The sequence below is a fragment of the Sanguibacter sp. Z41_6 genome, assembly GCF_059621145.1.
This window is the reverse complement of sequence record NZ_JCAQIF010000001.1, coordinates 390,828-409,091: the sequence shown is the minus strand read 5'-3', so window position 1 is coordinate 409,091 and position 18,264 is coordinate 390,828. Positions and strand designations below refer to the sequence as shown.

Annotated in this window: 21 protein-coding genes; 12 read left to right on the top strand and 9 right to left on the bottom strand. The window is 73.4% G+C overall.

Going from position 1 to position 18,264, the window contains the following annotated elements:
* Positions 1 to 353 precede the first annotated feature (353 nt).
* From AC54T1_RS01915 to AC54T1_RS01895, 5 genes are read left to right on the top strand one after another with little or no spacing between them, the layout of a single operon-like run.
* Positions 354 to 2,168, top strand: a complete 1,815-nt coding sequence (locus AC54T1_RS01915; RefSeq protein WP_496910829.1) for an FAD-dependent oxidoreductase — start codon at positions 354 to 356, stop codon at positions 2,166 to 2,168.
* Positions 2,165 to 2,566 carry a 4Fe-4S dicluster domain-containing protein gene (locus tag AC54T1_RS01910; protein ID WP_496910828.1) on the top strand — a complete coding sequence of 134 codons (402 nt, stop codon included), beginning with the start codon at positions 2,165 to 2,167 and terminating at the stop codon, positions 2,564 to 2,566. Before AC54T1_RS01915 ends, AC54T1_RS01910 begins: the two co-directional genes overlap by 4 nt.
* Positions 2,563 to 3,633, top strand: coding sequence for an ABC transporter substrate-binding protein (locus AC54T1_RS01905; RefSeq protein WP_496910827.1), 1,071 nt, complete (start codon positions 2,563 to 2,565; stop codon positions 3,631 to 3,633). Before AC54T1_RS01910 ends, AC54T1_RS01905 begins: the two co-directional genes overlap by 4 nt.
* A complete protein-coding gene (locus tag AC54T1_RS01900) occupies positions 3,630 to 4,505 on the top strand; it encodes an ABC transporter permease (protein WP_496910826.1) in 876 nt (291 codons plus the stop codon). The genes AC54T1_RS01905 and AC54T1_RS01900 overlap by 4 nt, the downstream gene beginning before the upstream one ends.
* Positions 4,502 to 5,236 (top strand): ABC transporter ATP-binding protein, encoded by a 735-nt coding sequence (locus tag AC54T1_RS01895; protein WP_496910825.1) that lies wholly within the window; start codon positions 4,502 to 4,504, stop codon positions 5,234 to 5,236. Before AC54T1_RS01900 ends, AC54T1_RS01895 begins: the two co-directional genes overlap by 4 nt.
* Positions 5,237 to 5,260: 24 nt before the next feature.
* Here the strand turns inward: AC54T1_RS01895 and AC54T1_RS01890 are convergent, their stop codons facing one another.
* The 3 genes from AC54T1_RS01890 to AC54T1_RS01880 form a co-directional block, all read right to left on the bottom strand.
* The gene (locus AC54T1_RS01890) at positions 5,261 to 5,830 is read right to left on the bottom strand and encodes an ATP-binding protein (RefSeq protein WP_496910824.1); all 570 of its coding nucleotides are present in this window, start codon (positions 5,828 to 5,830) and stop codon (positions 5,261 to 5,263) included.
* Positions 5,831 to 5,953: 123 nt separating this feature from the next.
* The gene (gene uraH / locus AC54T1_RS01885; RefSeq protein WP_496910823.1) at positions 5,954 to 6,322 is read right to left on the bottom strand and encodes a hydroxyisourate hydrolase; all 369 of its coding nucleotides are present in this window, start codon (positions 6,320 to 6,322) and stop codon (positions 5,954 to 5,956) included.
* Positions 6,319 to 6,885: a 2-oxo-4-hydroxy-4-carboxy-5-ureidoimidazoline decarboxylase gene (locus AC54T1_RS01880; RefSeq protein WP_496910822.1), complete on the bottom strand. Its 567-nt coding sequence runs from the start codon at positions 6,883 to 6,885 to the stop codon at positions 6,319 to 6,321. Before AC54T1_RS01880 ends, uraH begins: the two co-directional genes overlap by 4 nt.
* A 29-nt stretch (positions 6,886 to 6,914) precedes the next feature.
* Here AC54T1_RS01880 and AC54T1_RS01875 point away from each other — a divergent pair, with 29 nt between their 5' ends.
* Positions 6,915 to 7,541, top strand: coding sequence for a nucleotidyltransferase family protein (locus AC54T1_RS01875; RefSeq protein WP_496910821.1), 627 nt, complete (start codon positions 6,915 to 6,917; stop codon positions 7,539 to 7,541).
* Here AC54T1_RS01875 and AC54T1_RS01870 read toward each other — a convergent pair.
* Entirely contained in the window at positions 7,439 to 8,794 is a 1,356-nt protein-coding gene (locus tag AC54T1_RS01870; protein ID WP_496910820.1) for an allantoate amidohydrolase, read from the bottom strand. The genes AC54T1_RS01875 and AC54T1_RS01870 overlap by 103 nt on opposite strands.
* Positions 8,791 to 10,014 carry a pyridoxal-phosphate-dependent aminotransferase family protein gene (locus AC54T1_RS01865; RefSeq protein ID WP_496911253.1) on the bottom strand — a complete coding sequence of 408 codons (1,224 nt, stop codon included), beginning with the start codon at positions 10,012 to 10,014 and terminating at the stop codon, positions 8,791 to 8,793. The genes AC54T1_RS01870 and AC54T1_RS01865 overlap by 4 nt, the downstream gene beginning before the upstream one ends.
* A 223-nt stretch (positions 10,015 to 10,237) precedes the next feature.
* Here AC54T1_RS01865 and AC54T1_RS01860 point away from each other — a divergent pair, with 223 nt between their 5' ends.
* A complete protein-coding gene (locus tag AC54T1_RS01860; protein WP_496910819.1) occupies positions 10,238 to 12,166 on the top strand; it encodes an oxidoreductase in 1,929 nt (642 codons plus the stop codon).
* Positions 12,167 to 12,238: 72 nt separating this feature from the next.
* Positions 12,239 to 12,781, top strand: a complete 543-nt coding sequence (locus AC54T1_RS01855) for a TetR/AcrR family transcriptional regulator (RefSeq protein WP_496910818.1) — start codon at positions 12,239 to 12,241, stop codon at positions 12,779 to 12,781.
* Between the two features lie 21 nt (positions 12,782 to 12,802).
* Here AC54T1_RS01855 and AC54T1_RS01850 read toward each other — a convergent pair whose 3' ends face one another.
* Genes AC54T1_RS01850 through AC54T1_RS01840 form a run of 3 tightly spaced genes read right to left on the bottom strand, consistent with a single transcriptional unit; the run spans position 12,803 to position 13,780 of the window.
* A complete protein-coding gene (locus tag AC54T1_RS01850; RefSeq protein ID WP_496910817.1) occupies positions 12,803 to 13,114 on the bottom strand; it encodes a transcriptional regulator in 312 nt (103 codons plus the stop codon).
* Positions 13,111 to 13,539, bottom strand: a complete 429-nt coding sequence (locus AC54T1_RS01845; protein ID WP_496910816.1) for a hypothetical protein — start codon at positions 13,537 to 13,539, stop codon at positions 13,111 to 13,113. The genes AC54T1_RS01850 and AC54T1_RS01845 overlap by 4 nt, the downstream gene beginning before the upstream one ends.
* Before the next feature lie 49 nt (positions 13,540 to 13,588).
* Complete coding sequence (locus AC54T1_RS01840; RefSeq protein WP_496910815.1) at positions 13,589 to 13,780, bottom strand: hypothetical protein; 192 nt, start codon at positions 13,778 to 13,780, stop codon at positions 13,589 to 13,591.
* A 93-nt stretch (positions 13,781 to 13,873) separates the two neighbouring features.
* Between AC54T1_RS01840 and AC54T1_RS01835 the strand changes: the two genes are divergently transcribed.
* The 3 genes from AC54T1_RS01835 to AC54T1_RS01825 all read left to right on the top strand — a co-directional run bounded on the left by AC54T1_RS01835 (position 13,874) and on the right by AC54T1_RS01825 (position 15,945).
* Positions 13,874 to 14,713, top strand: a complete 840-nt coding sequence (locus AC54T1_RS01835) for an SMP-30/gluconolactonase/LRE family protein (protein ID WP_496910814.1) — start codon at positions 13,874 to 13,876, stop codon at positions 14,711 to 14,713.
* 58 nt (positions 14,714 to 14,771) lie between these two features.
* Positions 14,772 to 15,332: a GNAT family N-acetyltransferase gene (locus tag AC54T1_RS01830; protein WP_496910813.1), complete on the top strand. Its 561-nt coding sequence runs from the start codon at positions 14,772 to 14,774 to the stop codon at positions 15,330 to 15,332.
* 199 nt (positions 15,333 to 15,531) lie between these two features.
* The gene (locus tag AC54T1_RS01825) at positions 15,532 to 15,945 is read left to right on the top strand and encodes a DUF4262 domain-containing protein (RefSeq protein WP_496910812.1); all 414 of its coding nucleotides are present in this window, start codon (positions 15,532 to 15,534) and stop codon (positions 15,943 to 15,945) included.
* Here the strand turns inward: AC54T1_RS01825 and AC54T1_RS01820 are convergent.
* Positions 15,860 to 16,849: a DMT family transporter gene (locus AC54T1_RS01820; RefSeq protein ID WP_496910811.1), complete on the bottom strand. Its 990-nt coding sequence runs from the start codon at positions 16,847 to 16,849 to the stop codon at positions 15,860 to 15,862. The genes AC54T1_RS01825 and AC54T1_RS01820 overlap by 86 nt on opposite strands.
* Here AC54T1_RS01820 and AC54T1_RS01815 point away from each other — a divergent pair.
* The gene (locus AC54T1_RS01815) at positions 16,848 to 18,263 is read left to right on the top strand and encodes an aminotransferase-like domain-containing protein (RefSeq protein WP_496910810.1); all 1,416 of its coding nucleotides are present in this window, start codon (positions 16,848 to 16,850) and stop codon (positions 18,261 to 18,263) included. The genes AC54T1_RS01820 and AC54T1_RS01815 overlap by 2 nt on opposite strands.
* Position 18,264: the final 1 nt, after the last annotated feature.

Here is an 18,264-nt window from a genome sequence, read left to right as displayed (position 1 = left end):
CTCGACCGCGTCGCGAGACGGGCCTTTCCTCGTCACCCGTGCTCTGTGAGGGTTCCCCCATGACCTCCACGCCGGCACCGCGCCGCGCCACCACGGTGAGCGCCGCCCTGCCCTCGTGTCCGTGTCCGGCCGGGTGTCCGAGCGCGCGCTGAGCGTCCGCTCCTCCTCGCACCCCACCCAGCCCTCAGCGGCCCCGGCGCCACCGCCCGGCCCGGAATGTCCCGGCGTACGCCCTGACGTCCCACCCCGGGCACCTCACCGCGCAGCCACCGCGCGTCGAGCCTCTCGGGCACCCGCGAACCCGCGCACCCGCCGGCCGCACCACCCTCCGCACGGCCCTCGAAGGACCTCCCATGCCACCCGCATCCCCGCGCACACCGGAGCACACACCCGAGCGCGCACCACGGCGCACACCGCTACGTGCGCCCCGACCGGACCTCCGGACGGACTCTGCCGAGTCTCTCGTGCTCGTCGCCGACGTCCTCGTCGTGGGGGGTGGCCCCGCCGCGACGTGGGCCGCGATCGCGGCCACCGAGCGCGGGGCCTCCGTCGTGCTCGTCGACAAGGGGTACTGCGGGTCGAGCGGTGTCGCGGCCACGGCAGGGGTGGGCCACTGGCTCGTCCCGCCGGACGAGGAGCGGCGTGACGAGGAGATCGGGCGCAGGGAGGCCGCCGGCCGTTTCCTCACGGACCGCACGTGGACCGACGCCGCGCTCGACGTCGCGTGGCACCGCACCGCGGAGCTGCCCGCGTGGGGGTGGGAGCGTCGGGGGCAGCGGGCGCGCAACGCGCGTCTCGCGTCCCGTCCGGCGGTGCTCGGCGGGCGCCCGGGGGAGCGGTCCTTCAACGGTCCGTCCCCGGACTACCTGCGGTTCCTGCGGGGCAAGGTCAAGCGCTCGGGCGCTGTGGTCCTCGACCACAGCCCGGCCCTCGAGCTCCTCGTCGACGCGGCCGGAGTCGTGTCCGGGGCGCGCGGCTACCAGCGTCAGGTGGGGCGTCCGTGGACGGTGACCGCGGGCGCGGTGGTCCTCGCCACGGGTGGGACGACGTGGAAGAGCCGGTCCCTGGGCGGTGACGTCAACACGGGTGACGGCCAGCTCATGGGCGTGGAGGTCGGCGCGCACCTGTCGAGCATGGAGTTCTCGAACTTCTACGGCATGGTGCCGCTCGGCACGAGCATGGACAAGAACGGGTTCTTCATCCATGCGTCGTACTGGGACCACACGGGCGCACCGATCGAGTACGAGAACCTCCACGTGAGCCGCGCCGAGCTCCTGCGGGCCTCGACCCGCGGCACCATCACCGCCCGGCTCACGCAGTTCACGCCCGACCTGTGGCCTCAGATGCGTGCCGCGATGCCCAACTTCTTCATGGTCACGGACAAGCTCGGCGTCGACCCCTTCACGCAGCGGTTCCCCATCGACTGGGTGAACGAGGGCACGGTCCGAGGGACCGGGGGGCTGCACGTGCTCGACCGCACCGGGACCGTCGGCGTCCCGGGGCTCTACGCGGCGGGGGACGTCGCGGCGCGGGACCGCATCACGGGTGCGGCGACCGGTGCGGGTGGCCCGAACCTCGCGTGGGCGATCGCGTCCGGGACGTGGTCGGGGCGCTCGGCGGCGGAGTTCGCTGCTGACCATCCCGCCCGGGACCTGCCGGAGACCCTCGAGCGCACGGGCGGGGTGGGCGTGGAGTCCGCGGCCCCCGCGGCGGACGAGACCTGGCGGGACGTCGTCGCGCACACCCAGGCGGAGGTGCTGCCGATCGAGAAGTCGGTCCTGCGGTCGGACGCCGGCCTGCGTGCCTCCGCAGCCGCCCTGGACGACTGGTGGGCGGGGGCGCGGAGCACTCTCGCCGGCCGGGGCGCCCAGGAGATCCGGACCCGGGAGGCCGCCGGGATGCTCGCGATGGCCCGGTGGGCCACGCACACCGCCCTGCGGCGCACGGAGAGCCGGGGCATGCACACCCGCGTCGACCACCCGCAGGAGGACCCGGCGCAGCAGCACCGTCTGCTCACGGGCGGGATCGACGACATCTGGGTCGAGGTCGACCCCGACCTGCCCGTCACCGGCCGCCCGCGGGTACTCGCGGGGGCCGCCCCGACGACGGCCCCGACGACGCCCGCGGTGCTGCTCGGCGCCGCACGACCGGAGGTCAGGACACCGTGATCGAGATCCTCAACGCCGCGCGGTGCACGGAGTGCGACATCTGCGTGCGCATCTGCCCGACGAACGTCTTCGACGCCGTGACCGACGGCGTGCCCGTCATCGCCCGACAGTCCGACTGCCAGACGTGCTTCCAGTGCGAGGCGTACTGCCCCGCGGACGCGATCTTCGTCGCCCCGTCCCGCATCCCGGTCCGCGAGGACTCGCCGTTCCGGGACGAGGACGCCCTCCTGGCGGCCGGGCAGCTGGGCCTCTACCGGGACCGCGTCGGATGGCGCACCACCGGCGGCGAGGAGCAGAGCGCCACCCCCGGTGCGGCCCCCGACGCGGCCGCAGACCTCCCCCCGTCCACCGTCGACTACCACCGCACGATCGACACCCTCTTCAGGAGCACGCCATGACCCGCACCACCGCACCTCGCCAGCCCGCCCCGCGCACCGGGCGCACCGCCGCCCCCCGCCGCGCTGTGGTCCGCCGTCTCGCCGCGGCCCTCGTCGCGGGCGGCCTCGCGCTCACCGCCGCCGCGTGCTCGCCGGACGCGGACGCGGGCACCACGGGCGGGACGTCGGGCGAGCAGGAGCTCACCCCGCTCGTCACGGGCGGCCCGTGGAACGGGACGCCGGGCAAGGAACCCGTCCTCGTCAACGCGTTCGGGTACGCCGTCGAGACGGGGATCGCGGAGCCGATCCTCGCCGAGCACGGCTTCACCTACGACTCGTACGTGAGCTTCAACAACGGCCCGCCCGTCGTGCAGGCCCTGCAGACCGGGGACATCCAGCTCGGGTTCATCGGTGACACCCCCGCCACGCAGGCGAAGGGCTCGGGGATCGACGTGCCGGCGCTCGTCGTCGCGAAGCCCACGTCGGACATCTGGTTCCTCACGAAGAGCGGCGGCGTGACGACCGTCGAGGAGCTCGCGGGCAAGAAGGTCGGCCTGCAGTTCGGTTCCAACTTCGACAAGTACGGACGTGCCGTCCTCGACCGCCACGGGGTGCTCGACGACGTCGAGCTCGTCAACCTCCTCTTCGCCGACGCGCTGCCCGCGCTGCAGCGCGGCGACATCGACGCCGTACCGCTGCCCGCGACGACGGCGGGGATCTGGCGCGCGGGGAACGACTTCCCGATCCTCACCAAGGCCAGCGAGGACGACCCGGACCTCCTGGCGACGACCGTGACCCTCACGTCCCGCGAGACGCTCGACGCGAACGCCGACCTCGCCGAGGCCGTGTGGGCCGTGACGGACGTCGGGCACAAGAAGATCCTCGAGGACACCGACGCGTACGCGCAGTGGGTGTTCGAGGCCACCGGTTCCCCCGTCGAGGTCGTCACCGACGCGGAGCTGTGGCAGTACGGGACGGAGCCGATCGACCCCGACGGGGTCACCGTCATCGAGTCGACGCTCGACTTCCTCGTCGACCAGAAGACGCTCCCCGAGCGCTTCGACGTCGCCGACTGGACCGTCCAGTGACTGCCACGGCCGTCCCACCGGTGACGTCCGAGCCGGTCGCCGCCGCACAGGCCGGCGGGCGCACCGCGGGACTCGTGTCGCCGTCCGTGCGCCGCACCCGCCGGGACGTCCCGGCGCTCGCCGTGGCGCTGCGCGCGTCCGTCCCCACCCTCCTGCTCGTCCTGTGGTGGAACGGGTCCGCGTCGGGGGCGATCGACCCGAAGACCTTCCCGTCACCGCAGGCGGTGTGGACGGCGTTCACGACGCTCGCCGGCAACGGGGTCCTGTGGGACAACGCGAGCGTCTCGATCGGCCGCGTCGCCGTGGGCTTCGCCATCGGTGGCACCCTCGGGCTGTCCCTCGGCATCGTCGCGGGCCTGTTCCGGCTCGGCGACCAGCTCCTCGACCCGACCCTGCAGATGCTCCGCACCATCCCGTTCCTCGCGATCGCACCCCTGCTCATCCTGTGGTTCGGCATCGACGAACGGCCGAAGATCATCATCATCGCGGCCGCGGCGCTGTTCCCCCTGTACCTCAACGCCCACTCCGGGGTGCGCAACGTCGACCGCAAGGTCCTCGAGGCCGCGTCGACGTTCGGGCTGCGGGGGCTCGCGCTCGTCCGGCACGTCATCCTGCCCGAGGCGATCCCGTCGATCCTCGTCGGCCTGCGGGTGTCGTTGTCCGTGTCCCTGCTCGCGCTCATCGTCGCGGAGCAGTCCAACGCCCCACAGGGCCTGGGCTTCCTCATGACCTCCGCGCAGCAGTACTTCCAGACCGACATCCTCGTGCTGTGCATCGCCATCTACGCCGTGTGGGGTCTCGCCGTGGACCTCGTCGTGCGGCTCCTCGAGCGCGTCCTGCTGCCCTACAAGCACACCGGGAGACGATCATGACCACCCAGCCCACCACCCCTCTCGCCGTGCACGTCGAGGGCGTGACGAAGTCCTTCGGGGACCGGACGATCCTCGACGGCTTCTCCCTCGACCTCGCGCCGGGTGAGTTCGTCGCGCTGCTCGGGGCGAGCGGGAGCGGCAAGACGACGTTCCTGCGGATCCTCGCCGGCCTGGAGTCCGCGGACTCGGGGACCGTCCTCACCCCCAGGGCGCGGACCGTGGTGTTCCAAGAGCCGCGCCTCATCGCCGCGAAGCGTGTCGCGGCGAACGTCACGCTCGGTCAGCGCAGCACCCGCGCAGTGCGGGAGGCCGCCACGGCGGCGCTCGCGGAGGTGGGCCTCGGTGGGCGGGAGCGTGCGTGGCCGACGACGTTGTCCGGCGGCGAGGCGCAGCGGGTGGCGCTCGCCCGGGCGCTCGTGCGCTCCCCGGAGCTGTTGCTGCTCGACGAGCCGTTCGCGGCGCTCGACGCGCTGACGCGCATCAAGATGCAGGCGCTCGTCGCGGACCTGCGCGCCAAGCACAAGCCCGCGGTGCTGCTCGTCACGCACGACGTCGACGAGGCGATCCTGCTCGCCGACCGCGTCGTGGTGCTGCAGGAGGGCAGGGTCGGGGCGGTGCACGCGGTGCCGTTCGAGAAGCCGCGTCGTCGTGGGGTGCCCGGCTTCGGGGACTTCCGGCGGGAGCTGCTGCTCGAGCTCGGGGTGGAGGAGGCGATCGGCTCGGCGGCATGACCCGTCGCGCACCGGTGCATCGGCTCAGGCGGTGACGTCGAACCAGACCGTCTTGCCGCCCTCGTCGTGCAGCTCCACGCCCCAGGCGCTGGAGAGGCGGTCGATGAGCATGACACCGCGTCCACCGAGCGCGGTGGCGGGGACCGACTTGAGGATCGGCACCTCGTCGCTCTCGTCGCGCGTGCTGATGCGGACCCCGGAGCTCAAGCGGGTGACGCTCAGGACGATCTCGCCGCCCGGGACGGCGTGCAGGACGGCGTTGGTGATGGCTTCGGTGACGAGGAGGGCGAGGGTCGTCATGGTGCTCGCGTCGGCCCCGGCGTGCTCCGCGGCCTCGGTCGCCCAGTGACGGGCCGGGCGGACGGAGTCGGTCGTCGCGGTGAAGGTCATGGTGCGGGTGGCGCCGGCGGTGTCCGTGTCACGGTAGAGCGGCGGAATCTCGGTCACCTCCGGGGCGGCCGCGACACCGGTGATCGCGGTGAGGGCGGCTACGACGACGGTGGGTGCGACTGGTGCTGCGATGTCGGCCGTGGCCGTCGCCGTGCTCGCAGAGGCGCTCATGGGCTCGTCCGCAGCGACTCCCTGCTGCGGCATCGGCCTCATCCTGCCTCCTCGTCGGTGCATGGGGACGGCACGTCCACCCTGCCAATCGGCAGCATACCTGCGGTATTTCAAGTTTTGAGCACCGGAGGTCCCCGGCTTCCGCAGGGTGGACGGTCAGCTTCCCCGGTAGCTCGAGAAGGCGTAGGGGCTGAGCAGCAGAGGGACGTGGTGGTGCGCACCGGGGTCACGGAGGAAGAAGCTCACGCTCACCTCGGGGTAGAACCCCTCCTGGGAGGTGTCCGCGAAGTACCGGCCGGTGTCGAACACCACGCGGTAGGTCCCCGCTCCGAGCTCCGCCGGACCGAGGGACCCGACCCTCCCGTCGACGTCCGTGACGCCGTCCGCGACGAGGTCCCACAGTCCCTCGGGCGTGGACCGCTCGAGCCGGACGCGCACCCCCCGCGCGGGGTGCCCGAGCGCGGCGTCGAGCACGTGCGTGGTGACGAGGCTGGGCGCCGGTGCACCGGCGGGCGTGCCGCTCACGGTGCCTCCTGCCACAGCTGGCCGATCCGCAGCAGTGCGATCTCGCGCAGCTGCTCCGCGACCTCGCGGAGCTCCACGGCGTCGTCGAGCTGCAGGCGGCGGTGGAGCTCACCGAGGATCTCGGCGCGGCTGCGCCCGGCCGCCCGGACGAGGAACACCCGTCCGAACCGCTCCTCGTAGGCCGCGTTGCCCGTCGCGAGGCTCGCGGCCTCTTCGTCCGCCGACGGGTCGGCGTCCTGCCCTGCTGCGGCCTCGCCCGGTACTGCTGGGTCCGCGGCGGCCTGCTCGGCCCGGGAGAAGTGTGCGGCCGCACCGGACCCGGTGTGCGCCTCCCCGATGCGGGGGTGGTCGGCGAGGGCCTCGTCGATCTCCGCCTCGCTCAGCGGGTCGGCGGCTGCGACGGCCGCGTCGAGCAGGTGCACGGACGACGGGAAGGGCGCCTGCGCGCAGACGTCGTCGAGCCACCGCTGCACGTGCAGCGCGGGCGCCAGCGCGGCCCGGACCTCGGCCGGACCGCTGCGCGGCGTGACGACGGCGGGGGCGGTGCGGGGGTCGGGGGTCATCGGACCATCCTTGCGGTAGAACGGTGATCATGACGGGCGAGGCGGTGACCGGGCGGACGAGCGGCACGGTCGCGGGCCTCGTCCTGGCTGCGGGTCGCGGCGCGCGGATGGGTGGCCCCAAGGCGCTCCTGCGTGACCACGACGGCACCCCGTGGCTGACCCGTGCTGTCGGGGTGCTCACGTCGGCGGGCTGCGGCCCGGTCGTCGTCGTGCTCGGCGCCGATGCCCCGAGGGCCGCGGCGTTGCTGCCCGCGGGCTGCGTGCCCGTCGTGGCGGAACGGTGGGCCGACGGGATCGGGGAGTCGCTGCGTGCGGGTCTCGACGCCCTGGCGGAGGTGGCGCCGGACGCGGTCGCGGTGGTCGTCACGCTTGTCGACCTGCCTGACCTGGCGCCCGCCGCCGTGGTGCGGGTCGCCGCCGGGGCCGGGCCGGGTTCGCTCGTGCGCGCGGGGTACGGCGGTGCGCCCGGGCATCCCGTCGCCATCGGCCGGGACCACTGGGCCGCGCTCGCGGAGCACCTGCGCGGCGACGTCGGGGCGCGCGACTACCTGCGTCACCGGGCCGTCGTCGTGGACTGCACGGACCTGGGTGGCGGGGAGGACGTCGACACAGCGGCGGCGTGGTCCGCCCGGGGCGGGACAGGGGTTGACGGGTAGGACGCGGCGTGGGCGAGGACGGTCGCCTCGAGCGCGTCGAGAGCGAGGGCGACGTCGGGCGCGGTGACGGACTCCTCCGGGTGGTGGCTGACGCCCCCGGCGCACCGCAGGAAGAGCATCGCCATGGGGGTGATCGCGTGCATCGCCATGGCGTCGTGCCCGGCGCGGCTGAACAGGGCGAACGGGTCGGGGTCGCCGGCCGCGCGGACCCCCGCCGCGACCGCTCGCTGCAGGGCCGGGTCGCACGGGGCGGCGTCGGCCCGGTAGATCTCCGTCGCCTCGATGTACAGGCCGCGCCGCACCTCGATCTCGCGCCCGGTCGCGACGATCTCGTCCCAGGCGGCGTCGCGGTCCTCGTCGTGCTCGGCGCGCAGGTCGACGCTCATCTCGACACTGCCGGGGATGACGTTGACGCCCCCCGGGAACGCCTGCAGGCGCCCGACGGTCGCGATGGTGCCTGTCGCGCGGCCGATCCGCTCGATGGCCACGACGAGCTCGGACGCCCCGACGAGCGCGTCGCGTCGACGGTCGTAGGGCGTCCCGCCGGCGTGCCCCGCGTGGCCGGTGACGACGAGCGAGAAGCGGCGCGCACCCGCGATGGCGGTGACGACGCCGAGCGCCCGGCCCGCGTCCTCGAGGTGCGGGCCCTGCTCGATGTGCGCCTCGACGTACCCGACGATCCCGGCGGGGTCTCGTGCGGCGTCGCCGACCCGGGCGGGGTCGAGACCGAACGCCTCGAAGGCATCGGTGAGCGTCACCCCGTCACGGTCCGCGAGCGACCACCACGACGGGTCCCACGTGCCGGCGACGGCGCGCGACCCGGACAGGGCGTTGCCGAACCGGGTGCCCTCCTCGTCGCTGAACGCGACGACCTCGAGCGCGAACGGCAGGTCCCGCCGCGTCGTGGCCGTCCGGGCGGCGACCTCGATGGCGAGCAGGACGCCGAGCATCCCGTCGTACCGGCCGGCGTCGGGCACCGTGTCGATGTGGGAGCCCAGGACGAGGGCCGGCAGGCCGGGGACGCGGCCTTCGAGGCGGCCCCAGCGGTTCGCAGCCGGGTCCTGCCACGTGGCCATGCCGGCGTCGTGCATCCACTGCGCGACGAGCGCGCTCGCGGCGGTGTGCTCCGGGCTGAGGTGCACGCGTTCGAGGCGGTCGGCGTCCGCGGAGATCGCGGCGAGGGCGTCGCAGCGGGCGAGGATCGCCTCGGCGTCGTGCAGGCTCGGGGGGGTGGCGCCGACGGCGGCGGTCATGATGGCGCCCCGAGGGGCGCGAGCGGGGCCGCAGGCATGGTCGCGTCCTCGTACTGCTCGAGCGCCGCGCCGACCCCACCACCGGCGGTGAGGCGGTGCCCGGCGCGGCGGAGCACCTGCTCGAGCGCCGCGAGCGTCGTGAGGACCGCGTCGCGCCGGGCGTTGTAGCCCATGGTGCCCACCCGCCACACGCGACCGTGCAGGGGGCCGAAGGAGGTGCCGATCTCGATGCCGTAGTCCTGCAGCAGCTCCCCGCGCACGGCGTCACCGTCGACGCCGTCGGGGATCTCGACGGCGACGACGTTGTGCATGCGGAACCGCTGGTCGCCGAAGAGCTCGAGGCCCAGTCCCTGCAGCCCGGCGGCCATCGCACCGCCGTGCAGCCGGTGGCGCTCGACGGCGGCGTCGAGGCCTTCGTCGACGAGCAGACGCGCGCACTCCCTGGCTCCGTAGAGCATGGTCGTGGCCTCGGTGTGGTGGTTGAGGCGGCGTGGCCCCCAGTAGTCGAGGATCATCGCGAGGTCGAGGTAGTTGGACCGGATGCGGTGGGCGCCGGTGGTCTCACCCGCCTCCCGGATGCCGGCCTCGATGCTGCGGCGGCCGTCGACGACCGCGACGGCTCGGGGCGAGAGGGTCAGGGGTGCGCTGCCCGACGGCCCGCCGAGGCACTTCTGCAGTCCCGCCGTGACGGCGTCGAGCCCCCACGCGTCGGTGCGGAACGGGTTGCCACCGAGGCTCGCGGTCGCGTCGGTGTAGAGCAGCGCGTCGTGGCGCCGGCAGATCTCCCCGAGGTCCTCGAGCGGCTGGGCGAGGGTGGTGGAGGTGTCCCCGTGCACGACGGCGAGGAGGGTCGGGCGGGTCGCGACGATCGCGGCCTCGATCTGTTCCGGCGTGAAGACGCTGCCCCACTCCGTCTCGATGGTGTGCACCTCGGCGCCCGCCCGCTCCGCGATCTCGACGAGGAGGTGCCCGAACCGTCCGAACACCGGCACGAGGACCCGGTCGCCCGGCTCGACGAGCGACACGATCGCCGCCTCGATGCCTGCCCGGGACGTGCCGTCGACGAGGAGCGTGGCGTCGTTGCTCGTGGCGAAGACCGTGCGGTAGAGCTCCTGCGTCTCGGTCATGGTCGCCGTCATCGCTGGGTCGTACTGGCCGACGAGCTGCGCGGACATCGCGCGCAGGACGCGCGGGTCGGCGTTGATCGGCCCTGGACCCATGAGAAGGCGCGGCGGCGGGTTGATCTGGTCGGGCACGAGGCACCTCGGTGATCGGTCGGGGTCATGCGGTGTCGGGCAAGCGTGCGGTCGGGCTGGCCATCGTCGCAAGGGCGTGTTTCTCCCCGGTTACGCGGGAGCGGGACCTTGTGCCCGGATGAGGCGCGGCGCGTTTCGGGATACTGATCTCGTAACTAGCCGATCGACAAGTTCATAGGAGAACGCCATGATCGCCCACCCCCGTCTGTCGGAACCCGCCCAGTGGGGCTCCCTCACGCTGCCGAACCGCATGTTCATGCCCCCGATGGGCACCCACACGGCGCACAAGGACGGGACGATCTCCGAGGCCGGCCTCGACTACCTCGTCGCCCGCGCGCGCGGCGGGGCCGGACTCCTCATCACCGAGTCGATGCCCGTCCAGTCGACGTACGACATCGACACCGGGTCGGTCATCAGCCTCTCCGACGACCGCCACGTCGAGCCGCTCGCCGCTGCCGTGGCGGCCGTGCACCGCGAGGGCGCTCTCATCGCGGCCAACCTCACGCCCGGGTTCGGCCGCGTCATCCCCGTCGCACCCGACGGCGGGCCGTCGTGGTCCGCGTCGGACAACACCACCCTCGCCGACCCCAGCGTGCGGTGCCGGGAGCTGTCCACCGGCCAGGTCGAGGACATCCTCGAGCACTTCCGCGTCGCCGTCCGCCGGGCGGTCGACATCGGCTTCGACGCCATCGACATCCACGGCCATACCGGCTACCTCACCGACCAGTTCCTCTCCGCGGTGTGGAACCGGCGTACCGACCGCTTCGGCGGCGACGTCGCCGGCCGCGCGACCTTCGCGACCGACATGATCCGCATCGTCCGTGAAGAAGCAGGCGCGACCTTCCCGCTCTCGATGCGCATCACCGTGCGCCACCAGTTCCCCGGGGGCCGCGAGCCCGACGAGGCGCGCGAGCTCGCCGTCCTGCTGCAGGACGCCGGGCTCGACGTCCTCATGGTCGACGCGGGCTCCTACGAGGCCATCGACTGGTCGTTCCCGCCCTACTACCTCGGCGATGGCGTCTACCTGCCCGACGCCGCAGCCGTGAAGCCCGTCCTGCGCATCCCCGTCGCCGTCTCCGGCAGCCTCACGGCCGACCTCGGCGAGCAGGCGGTCCGGGACGGCGTCGCGGACTTCATCGGGTTCGGGCGCATGATCATCGCCGACCCGGACCTCCCCGCGAAGGTGCTCGCCGGGGCGGCAGACACCATCCGACCCTGCGTCCGCTGCAACCAGCTCTGCATCGGCAACGTCGTCATCGGCAAAGGCGTCGAGTGTGCCGTCAACCCGGAGGCCGGGCACGAGGGAACACGCTCGATCACGCCCGCCGCGAGCACCCGCCGGGTCACCGTCGTGGGCGGCGGACCGGGCGGGATGGAGGCCGCGCGCGTGGCGGCCCTGCGCGGCCACGACGTGCACCTCTACGAGAGCTCCGACAGCCTCGGCGGGGTGCTCGCCCCGGCCGCGACACCCGACTTCAAGCGCGAGCTGCACCGCATGATCACGTGGTGGGAGGGCGAGCTCCAGCGCGCCGGCGTATCCCTGCACCTGTCGCACACGATCACGCCCGACGACCCGGCCCTCACGCAGGCCGACGCCGTCGTCGTCGCCACCGGCTCCACCGCGCTCACCCCGCCGATCGCCGGGATCGACACCTCCGGGGCCGTGCACGTGCTCGACGCGCACCTCGGAGCGCCCGTCGGCCACCGCGTCGTCGTGTGCGGCGGCGGGCTCTCCGGCGCCGACTACGCCCTCGAGCTGGCCCTCGAGGGGCACGACGTCACGGTCGTCGAGATGGCCCCGGCGATCGCCGTCGACATGGTCGTCCACAACCGGGTGGCGCTCCTGCGCCAGCTCGCGGAGAACAACGTCCGGGTGCTCACCAGCCACACCGTCGTCGAGCTGCGGCCCGATGCCGTCGTCGTCGACGGACCCGACGGCACGACGACCCTGCCCGCCGACACCGCCGTCCTCGCCTTCGGCGTGCGGCCGAACCGCAGCCTCCCCGAGGCGCTCGCCGGCACGGGTGTCGAGGTCCACGAGATCGGGGACTGCGTGAAGCCCGCCAAGGTCGCCGAGGCCATCCACGCCGGATACCTCGCGGGAGCCGCGATCTGATGACGCGCCCCGTCACCGCGGGGTATGGGTCCTCACGTAGTCTCGGCACCGACCGAGCCACCAGGAGGACCGATGCCCCGCGGTGATGCGCGCCCGGACCTCGTCCGTGACGCGGCCCTCGACCTTTTCGCGGTCCACGGGATCTCCGGCACGTCGCTGCAGATGATCGCGGACGCCCTCGGCGTGACCAAGGCCGCCGTCTACCACCACTACAAGTCGAAGGCGATGATCACCCGCGCGGTCCTCGCCCCAGCGGTCGACGCCGTCGCGGAGCTCGTCGAGACGGCGTCGACGCTTCCCGACGCCGTGCAGGCCCGACGCTTCGCCGTCGAGCAGCTCGCCGACCACGCGGTGCACAACCGCCGGCTCTACGCCGTCATGCTCCGCGAGGTGCCGATGGGTGCGCTGTCCGTGTCCGACCCGGACTGGGCACGGGTCTTCGGGCGCCTCAACGGGCTCCTCGCGGCCGGTGCCCAGGACGCCGAGACGCTCACGGCGGTCGGGTTCTTCCTCAGCGGGATCGTCGCGCCAGCCACGAACCCGGCGCTCGCGGGACTGAGCGACGAGGACCTGCGGGCCGCCATCCTCGAGGTGGGCCGCCGGCTGCTGCCGTGACCGGCGTCCGTCGGACCGTGGTCATTCCGCGTCCCGCGACGGTGCGTTCGCAGACTGCGCGACGATCGCCTGCAGCGCCGCGACATGCCCCCGGTATGCGGCGCTCCCAGCCTTCGTCAGGGAGAGCCAGACCCGCCGCGAGTCGGTCCCGGAACGGCTCTGGCGGACGTACCCGGCGTCGATGAGCGCGGCGACCTGCTTGCTCAGTGCGGAGGCGCTGAGGCCGAGCTGGTCCTTGACCACCGACGTCTCGAGGGTCGTGGCGGCGTCGAGCATCGCGCAGATCTGCAGGCGGTGCATGGGGTGGATGACCGGGTCGAGGGCTGCGGTCATCGCTGGGTGCTCCGGTAGTGGACGACGGATCCGACCGCGTAGCTCGCCGTCGCCGCGACCGCGAGGGCGATGACCGGGAGTGCGTTGTCGGTGAAGCTCTCGGTGATGATCGCGAGTGCGAGGAACAGCGCTGACAGGGCGACCGCTGCGAGGAAGCCGCGGCTCGTGGGGAGCGCGAAGGGCGCCCCGTTGCTCCGTCCGGCCGCGAGGTTCGCGACGAGGACGGTGATCACGACAGCGACCATGACGGACGGCCCCGAGGTGTCCACGAGGGGTGCCAGCGCCGCCGCGCCGAGCAGCAGGGCGTTGACGGGGTAGATCCACACGGGCCAGGGCGTGTCCCGGACGGCTTTCTGGGAGGTGGTGATCGCTGCGAGCGCGGCGGCCGCCTCGGCGCGGTCGGGTGAGGGCTGGTTCGTTTCCATGCTGGAAACAATAGGTGATGGTTTCCAGGGCGGCAACTACTGTGGAGGCTCAGTCCGTGCGCTCCCGACCCCCTGGGGCGCGACGAGGTGCGAGGAGCACGGTCACCAGCATCGCCCCACAGATCGCAGCGCCCCACCGGACCACCAGCGGCAGGTCGGTCGTGACGTCGAGCACGAGGTTGAGGAGGAACGCGGTCAGCGCGCTGGCCGCGATGACGAATACGGTGCGTCGTCGGCTCATGGATCCACCCTGCCAGAGCCCGCCCGGAGATGCGACGATCAGCCCAGCACACGAGGCTGGAGCAGTCCCGCACCCCCGAGCACGAGGAGCATCATGACGGTCGAGCAGGTCACGGACCCCATCGCGTACCACGGTGAGGGGCCCGTGTGGTCGCCCACGTGGGGCGGCATGCGTTGGGTGGACATGCTCGCCGGCGACCTCCTCACGCTGCGCGACGACGGCCGGGTCGACCGCCTGCACGTCGGCAAGGTCGCGGCCTTCCACCGTCCCCGCACGGGTGGTGGCTACGTCGTCGCCACCGAGCGTGGCCTCGCGCTGTCCGCCACACCGCACGACGCCCCGACCCCGTGGGCGGAGCTGTGGAGTGACGAGGGTGTCCGCATGAACGACGGCGGCTGCGACCCTTGGGGCAACCTCTACGCCGGCTCCATGGCGTACGACGCGGCGCCCGGCGCCGCGTCCTTCTACCGCGTCACCCCGGACGGCCAGGTCCGCGTCGTCCTCGACGACGCGACGATCTCCAACGGCTTCGAGTTCAGCCCGGACGAGACGCTCGCCTACTACAACGACACCCCCACGAACCGCACCGACGTGTTCGACGTCGTCGACCAGCAGCTGACCAACCGCCGTACCTTCCGCGACTGGGGCGACCAGCACCCCGACGGCCTCACGGTCGACTCCGCGGGCAACGTGTGGGTCGCGGTGCACGGCGCCGGGCGCGTCGTGTGCGTCGCGCCCGACGGCTCCGTCCTCACCGAGATCGAGGTCCCGGCGGCCCAGACGACGGCGTGCGCCCTCGGCGGGCCGGACCTGCGAGACCTCTACATCACGACATCCCGCGAGAACCTCGACGACCCCGAGCCCGCCGCCGGGGCCCTGTTCCGGGTGCGGGTGGACGTCCCCGGCCTGCCGGTGCGCCCCTTCGCGGGCTGACCCGCCTGCCGGCGAGCAGGAGTCGCGCGCCGTCGTGGGGCGGGGCAGTGTGGGGCAGATGAGCGTTTCACCAGATCTTGGGCACTCCTCCCGGTCGACCGTGCTGTCGACGCAGCGTCTGACCGTGACCACCTGGCTGCCGGGCGACGCCGTCGACCTGCACGCGGTGCACGCCGACGCCACGACGATGCGGTTCGTGCGCAACGGACGCCCGGAGTCGCTCGAGGAGACGACCGCGCTCGTCGGGACGTACATCGGTGAGCAGCAGACGCGGGGGTGGACCAAGTGGCGGCTGGCCGACCACGCCGGACGGCTCGTCGGCCGCGCCGGGTTCGGCGAGCTGTCCGGCCTTGCTCACGAGCCGGGGCACCGTGAGCTCGCTTACACGCTCAGCAGGGACGTGTGGGGCCAGGGCATGGCGACCGAGGTCGCAGGTGCCCTCGTCGAGTGGCACCGCACGCACCCCGACCCCCGTCTCGACGCGGCCCTCCACAGCCACGTGGCCGTGGAGAACCCCGCGAGCGCCCGCGTCCTGGAGAAGGTCGGGTTCCGACCGCAGCACGTCGTCGTGCACGAAGGCATGCCGTGCACGCTCTACACCTGGACCGACGTCCCGTGACCTTTCCGGCGTTCCGGGCTATGGTCCAGAGCATGAGGATCGAGCAGGTGACCCCGCCAGGCCAGCGCACCGCGGAGGTGGCGTCCGTCTGTTCGCTGCGCCCGCCGCCCTAGGGCGGCACGACCACCCCGCATCTGTTCCTCTCCCCGAAGTGCGCTGCAGCGAGCGGCGCACTTCTTGTCGTTTTACAGGAGTGCATGTGACCACCACCCACCACGCGGAGCGGATGCTCGAGGATCTCCGCGGGGACATCGACCAGTACGGCTGGGCGCTGCAGTACGTCGAGGATGACAACTCGGCCTGCTGCTACGCCTACACCGCCGGCCTCGCGCTGCGCGGCCTCCCTGAGTTCTTCGTCACCGGTCTGCCGCCCCAGGAGTCGTGGGACGTGCTCAACGAAGTCGCCGGCCGGGCGACCGCCGGCCACCCCCCGGCGCTCGGCGGCGTCCTCGTCAACGTCGTCCCCGGCATCAGCGTCCGCGTCGAGGCCCTGCCGGACCCGCGGTACCTCGCGCGGGCGTGCGACGTCATGGGCACGGTGGTGCGAGCCCACCGCCTGCGCGTCGTGGCGAACGATGCCGGCGCGGTGCGCCCGCCGCAGGCGCCAGCCTGACGCGGACAGCCAGCCCGGCGCAGGCGATGACGGCGAGCCCGCCGAGCGCCGTCGTCCACGTGAGGGGCTCGTGCAGCAGGAGAGCGGCCCAGCAGAGGGTCATCACGGGCTGGACGAGCTGGACCTGGCTCACCTGCGCCATGGGGCCCATCGCCAGGCCGCGGTACCAGGGGAAGAACCCGAGGAACATGCTCACTGCTGCGAGGTAGGCGAAGGCCGTCCACTGCGCGCCGGTCGCGGTCGGCGTCTGCGTGACGACGGCGACCGTCGTGAGCAGGACCATGAGCGGCGCTGCGACGACGAGCGCCCACGAGACCGTCTGCCAGGGGCCGAGCTCGCGGGCGAGCAGGCCGCCCTCCGCGTAGCCCACGGCCCCGAGGAGGACGGCGCCGAGCAGGAGTGCGTCGGGCCAGCCGAGCCGTCCGAGTCCGCCGGACTGCGCGGACGCGAAGCCCATCGCGGCGATCGCACCGACGGCGGTGAGGGCCCAGAACACCCGCCGGGGGCGCTCGTGCGTGCGCAGCACGACGGCCGTCGCGGTCGCGGCGGGCAGGATCGCGACGACGACGGCTCCGTGGCTCGCGGGGACCGACGTCAGCGCGAACGAGGTGAGCAGCGGGAACCCCGCGACGACCCCGCCGGCGACGAGCGCGAGCCGACGCCACTGCGTCCCGCTGGGGAGCGGTTGCCGGGTGAGGGTGAGCGCGAGGGTGGCGAGCGACGCGGCGACGACCGCGCGACCGGCGCCGACGAACAGCGGGGACATGCCACCGACCGCGACGCGGGTGAGCGGGACGGTGAAGGAGAAGGCCGCGACCCCGAGCATCGCCCACCGCAGGCCCGAGGGTGCTGCGGGGGATATCGGTAGGGGCGAAATGGGAGTAGCGCTACTCTTGTCCGTCATGAACCACGATAGCAGTTCCCGGTTGGTCGAGATGCTCCGCCGCGTCATCGACGGGGCGGCACCCGGCACCCGGCTGCCGTCGACCCGGGCCCTCGTCACCGAGCACCGCGTGAGCCCCGTGACCGTGCAGAAGGCGCTCGCCGCCCTGGCCGCACAGGGACTCGTCGAGCGCCGACCGGGCTCCGGCACCTTCGTCCGGGGTGAGCGGACGGCGAAGCCGTCGGACTACGGCTGGCAGTCGGCGGCCCTGCGGCCACCCCACACCCCGCCCCGCCGACCGTCACCCACCCTGCGCAGTGCCACCAACGACGTCGTCGCCTTCCACTCCGGCTACCCGGACCGCGAGCTGCTGCCGGAGCGCCTCGTCCGCTCCGCCCTGACGCGGGCGGCGCGCAGCGAGACAGCGCTGTCCCGTCCGCCCGCGCAGGGCCTTCCCGATCTCCAGTCGTGGTTCGCGGACGAGCTGCGCACGGCGACGCCTGCGGGAGTCACCCCGCCGACGGCGAGCGACGTCGTCGTCCAGCCCGGGAGCCAGAGCGGGCTGAGCTCGATCTTCCGGGCCCTCGTCGGCAGCGGCCGCCCCCTGCTCATGGAGTCGCCGACCTACTGGGGGGCGATCCTCGCCGCCGCGCAGGCCGGGGTCGTCGTCGTGCCCGTGCCGTGCGGCGTCGACGGGCCGGACCCGGACGGGCTGGCGCGGGCGTTCGAGGAGACCGGGGCACGCCTGTTCTACGCCCAGCCGAGCTATGCCAACCCCAGCGGGGCGCAGTGGAGCCCGCAGCTCGCGGAGCAGGTCCTCGACATCGTCCGTGCGTACGGCGCGTTCCTCGTCGAGGACGACTGGGCGCACGACTTCGGCATCACCACCACGCCCGTCCCCGTCGCCACCCGTGACGACTCCGGTCATGTCGTCTACCTGCGGTCCCTGACCAAGAGCGTCTCCCCGGCCGTCCGCGTCGCCGCGGTGGTCGCCCGCGGGCCCGCGCGCGAGCGCATCCTCGCCGACCACGGGTCCGAGTCGATGTACGTGAGCGGTCTGCTGCAGGCGGCGGCCCTCGACGTCGTCACCCAGCCCGCGTGGCAGACGCACCTGCGGGGACTGCGTCACCAGCTGCGCGCTCGTCGCGACCTGCTCGTCGCGAGCCTCCAGGAGCACGTCCCCGAGGCCCACCTCGCCCGGGTGCCCCCGGGTGGCCTCAACCTCTGGGCGCGCCTGCCCGACGGCACCGACGTCGACCGGCTCACCCGGGACTGCGAGGACGACGGCGTCCTCCTCGCGACCGGCACCGGGTGGTTCCCGGCCGAGCCCACGGGGCCGTTCGTCCGGCTCAACTACGCCGGACCGAACCCGGCCGCGTTCCCGGACGGCGCCCGCATCCTCGGCCGTGCGCTCGCCCAGCAGACGAGCACCTGAC

Bases quoted from the DNA above. Each gene is read 5' to 3' on its own strand.
- AC54T1_RS01915 (WP_496910829.1), top strand. From the start codon at position 354: ATGCCACCCGCATCCCCGCGCACACCGGAGCACACACCCGAGCGCGCA.
- AC54T1_RS01905 (WP_496910827.1), top strand. From the start codon at position 2,563: ATGACCCGCACCACCGCACCTCGCCAGCCCGCCCCGCGCACCGGGCGC.
- AC54T1_RS01895 (WP_496910825.1), top strand. From the start codon at position 4,502: ATGACCACCCAGCCCACCACCCCTCTCGCCGTGCACGTCGAGGGCGTG.
- AC54T1_RS01890 (WP_496910824.1), bottom strand. From the start codon at position 5,830: ATGCCGCAGCAGGGAGTCGCTGCGGACGAGCCCATGAGCGCCTCTGCG.
- AC54T1_RS01880 (WP_496910822.1), bottom strand. From the start codon at position 6,885: ATGACCCCCGACCCCCGCACCGCCCCCGCCGTCGTCACGCCGCGCAGC.
- AC54T1_RS01875 (WP_496910821.1), top strand. From the start codon at position 6,915: ATGACGGGCGAGGCGGTGACCGGGCGGACGAGCGGCACGGTCGCGGGC.
- AC54T1_RS01870 (WP_496910820.1), bottom strand. From the start codon at position 8,794: ATGACCGCCGCCGTCGGCGCCACCCCCCCGAGCCTGCACGACGCCGAG.
- AC54T1_RS01865 (WP_496911253.1), bottom strand. From the start codon at position 10,014: ATGGGTCCAGGGCCGATCAACGCCGACCCGCGCGTCCTGCGCGCGATG.
- AC54T1_RS01860 (WP_496910819.1), top strand. From the start codon at position 10,238: ATGATCGCCCACCCCCGTCTGTCGGAACCCGCCCAGTGGGGCTCCCTC.
- AC54T1_RS01855 (WP_496910818.1), top strand. From the start codon at position 12,239: ATGCCCCGCGGTGATGCGCGCCCGGACCTCGTCCGTGACGCGGCCCTC.
- AC54T1_RS01850 (WP_496910817.1), bottom strand. From the start codon at position 13,114: ATGACCGCAGCCCTCGACCCGGTCATCCACCCCATGCACCGCCTGCAG.
- AC54T1_RS01845 (WP_496910816.1), bottom strand. From the start codon at position 13,539: ATGGAAACGAACCAGCCCTCACCCGACCGCGCCGAGGCGGCCGCCGCG.
- AC54T1_RS01840 (WP_496910815.1), bottom strand. From the start codon at position 13,780: ATGAGCCGACGACGCACCGTATTCGTCATCGCGGCCAGCGCGCTGACC.
- AC54T1_RS01835 (WP_496910814.1), top strand. From the start codon at position 13,874: ATGACGGTCGAGCAGGTCACGGACCCCATCGCGTACCACGGTGAGGGG.
- AC54T1_RS01830 (WP_496910813.1), top strand. From the start codon at position 14,772: ATGAGCGTTTCACCAGATCTTGGGCACTCCTCCCGGTCGACCGTGCTG.
- AC54T1_RS01815 (WP_496910810.1), top strand. From the start codon at position 16,848: ATGAACCACGATAGCAGTTCCCGGTTGGTCGAGATGCTCCGCCGCGTC.
- AC54T1_RS01820 (WP_496910811.1), bottom strand. From the start codon at position 16,849: ATGACGGACAAGAGTAGCGCTACTCCCATTTCGCCCCTACCGATATCC.